This window comes from Methylibium sp. (assembly GCF_013817365.1).
Classification (GTDB): Bacteria; Pseudomonadota; Gammaproteobacteria; order Burkholderiales; family Burkholderiaceae_C; genus Methylibium.
In genome coordinates, this window is record NZ_JACDCU010000487.1 from 1 (window position 1) to 2,903 (window position 2,903).

Here is a 2,903-nt window from a genome sequence, read left to right on the forward strand (position 1 = left end):
GATGAGCCCGCAGAGCTGGGCATAGCCTTCGCGGTTCATGGCCAGCAGTACCAGGCGGCAGCCGGTCGTGTCGCCATCTGCATGGAGCGTGAACTCGGCTCCGATGAGCAGTTGCAGGGCCGAGCCCTGCTGACGCTGCAGCTTGTGCTCCTCGTGCGCCCGCACCACGCCGGCGACCGAACATTCGTCGGTGATCGCGATGGCCGCATAGCCGAGCTGCGCGGCCCGCGCCACCAGTTCGCCGGGGTGCGAGGCGCCGGTCAGGAAGCTGAAGTTGGAGCGGCAATGCAGTTCGGCATAGGCCGGCAGCCCGGGCTGCGTCAGGTGCGGCGCTGGCGGTGAAGGCGACGCCGGCAAGGGCGTCTTGGGATGGGCCGGCTGCGGCATCGCTTCATCCCCCGCCGGGTCTCCCCGGGAGAGCTGAACGCCCGATTGGAGGGCAGCACCGAAGGTGCGTGGGGCTTGTCATCTCACCCGAACCAGCCGTGAAGAAACCAGGCTCCCGGATCGCGTGCGGCGACAGCGCTGCATCGCTCCCGATAGATCCAGCGCAAGCGGTGATCCGCACCGACGGCGACGTGATAGTCGCGCCGTACCAGGCCGCCATCGAACCAGCCGCCTTCGATGCGCTCGGCACGCGAGCACAGGGCCAGCGGCCCGCCGTGCAGCGGCCGGCCGTAGTCGTCGACGGCGAGAGGCTGCGGCGTGCTCAGCAGCCAGGAGGGGCGGGGCAGGGCAGACGACGCCTCGGCGCTTGCCGGCTTGAGGCCCGCTTCGTCGGTGATCGGCACACCGCGCTGCGCCCGCTCGGGCCGGTGATCGGCCACCGGCATGAAGCGCCGCACCCGCTCGGCTCCGACCCTGGCCACCAGGCGGTCGAGCAGCGCAGCGTGCTCGCCGCCGGTCTGGCCGGGCCCCGTCAGCAGTTCGCCCGGCGTGCCGCCATGCGGCACCGAGCCTTCGAGCGCCAGCCCGAGCTCATAGACCGGCGCGGCCAATGCATGACGCTGCAGGCGCTCGCGCCACAGCAGCGCGAGCTGGTTCATGTCACGGCTCGGTGTGGAAAGCTGCAGGCGCAGCACGGTGTCCGGGAGCGGCTCGCGGCCATGCTCATGCCGCAGCCTCAAGCTGAGCTCGATGGCTGCATGCCACTTCAGTTGCAGCCAACCCCGCAGCGCCGGCAGCAGCGCCTCGACCGTGGCGACGAGCACGGCCGCATCGTCGGCACGCTGCAGCAGCTCGCGGCGGACTTCGAAGCGCTCGGGCGGCATGAACCAGACGCGCGGATCGGGCTGTTCACCATAGGCGCGGTCGAGCGCCACGCTCAGCGCCTTGCCGAGCCGGCGTTGCAACCCGGCGCGTGGCAGACGGCGCAACTCGCCCACGCGCTGCACGCCCAAGGCTTGCAGCAGTTCGGCCTGGCGCGGGGCGATCGGCACCAACTCGGCCAGCGCCGCCACCGGCACGCGGTCGAGCTGGCGCGCGCAAGCGGTGGCGCGCAGCATGCGCCGCCGCGTGATCCCGCTGGTCGCCAGAAGCCAGGCCGCGCTCGCGGTGGGCGCCAGGGCCAGGCGCGCCTGCGCACCGGCCGTTTGCGCCAATGCCACCGCGCGCCGCCACAAGTGCCGCACACCGCCGAACAGCCGCAGCGAGCCCTGCACCTCGAGCAGCACGCCGCTGGGCTGCAGTACCAGGTTGGGCGTCAAGGCGGCCAGCGCCAGGGCCACGGTTTCGACGACCTCGGCTTCGCGCCGCAAGTCGCGCGGGAGCACCAAGAGCTCCGGCGCCAGCGACAAGGCGGTCGCAACGCTCTGGCCGGTCTGCACGCCGAGCGCCCTTGCGGCACGGTTGACGCCGAGCAGCCGGTGCTGCTCGGCCACCGCGACGGCCAGCGTGGCCTCAAACCCCGGGTGCGACCAGCGCAGGGCTTGCAGCGGGAGGTGCGGCAGATGCAGGGCGATCCACAGCATGGCGGGAAAGAACCTTGTTGTTCGGCAGCGGCCGGGCCGAAATCGGCCAGGGGAGGGGCAGTACCAGCGGCGCGGCCATCGGCGGGCCGCGACGCTTGAAGATTTCGACTGTCAGCCGGCGATCGGTGTCGGGCGTGCAGCTCAAACGCAGCGGCGCCGGGCTGCTGAGAGCGCGCGCGCTCGCGGGCCGCAACGCCATCAGCGGCGTGGCGCCCGCCTGTGCCGCCAGATGCAGCCGGCGCAAGTTGAGGCTGGCGACGGGCCCCTGGTTCCACCACAGCACCGCGGCGCAACTCGCGGAGCGCAGCGCCTGCTCTGTGGCCCAGGCGGCGTCGGACATCGTCGCCGGGTCGATGCACACCAGCCGCGGCAGTGCCAGGCCCAGCCCCTGCAGCGCTGCCACGCAGGGCAGTCCCGGCGGCGCCACCCAGACCAGCTCGCGAGAGCCGAGCTCGCGTCGCCCGAAAGTCTGCAGCCAGGGTGCGAGCAACATGAGCTCGCCGCTGGCGGATGCGGGCAACAACAGCTCCGTCAGGCCGGTCAGCGGCCAGCCGCCGCCCGGCAGTTCGACATCGAGCGCGGACCAGCCGGTCGGGGCAGTCGGTGTGGTGGGCGTACCGGCCCTGGCCAACTCGCCGGCCTGCCACAGCGGCAAGCCGAGCCGGGGAGCCAGGTCAGCCAGCGCCCGCGCAGACGCCTGCCGGCGGTTGACGGCACAGGATGACAGGGCGGCGGAGGGCAGCATGGCGAAGGTGAAGCGGGAGGGGTACTGTACATAACAAAGGGGTATCCACTTAGCTCCAGTTAGGCCAAAAGACTGGATGGATATAAGGGGTATCCACTTAGCTCCAGTTAGGCCAAAAGACTGGATGGATATCCAGTTATGCTACGCCTGCTGAGCCAGCTTGGGTAGGGGTCTGACGACGCTGTCGT

General features: G+C 71.2%; 3 protein-coding genes. All 3 read right to left on the bottom strand.

Annotation, left to right across the window (positions count from 1 at the left end):
* Nucleotides 1-387, bottom strand: a 387-nt coding sequence (locus H0W38_RS20210; protein WP_292457544.1) for a PHP domain-containing protein, incomplete at its 3' end; no start/stop codon positions are given.
* An 83-nt stretch (nucleotides 388-470) separates the two neighbouring features.
* Nucleotides 471-1,970 (bottom strand): DNA polymerase Y family protein, encoded by a 1,500-nt coding sequence (locus tag H0W38_RS20215; protein ID WP_292457545.1) that lies wholly within the window; start codon nucleotides 1,968-1,970, stop codon nucleotides 471-473.
* Complete coding sequence (imuA, locus tag H0W38_RS20220; protein WP_292457547.1) at nucleotides 1,900-2,715, bottom strand: translesion DNA synthesis-associated protein ImuA; 816 nt, start codon at nucleotides 2,713-2,715, stop codon at nucleotides 1,900-1,902. Before imuA ends, H0W38_RS20215 begins: the two co-directional genes overlap by 71 nt.
* Nucleotides 2,716-2,903: the final 188 nt, after the last annotated feature.

What these genes read in the sequence shown, in the direction of transcription:
- H0W38_RS20215 (WP_292457545.1), bottom strand. Translation starts at nt 1,970, where the DNA reads ATGCTGTGGATCGCCCTGCATCTGCCGCACCTCCCGCTGCAAGCCCTG.
- imuA (WP_292457547.1), bottom strand. Translation starts at nt 2,715, where the DNA reads ATGCTGCCCTCCGCCGCCCTGTCATCCTGTGCCGTCAACCGCCGGCAG.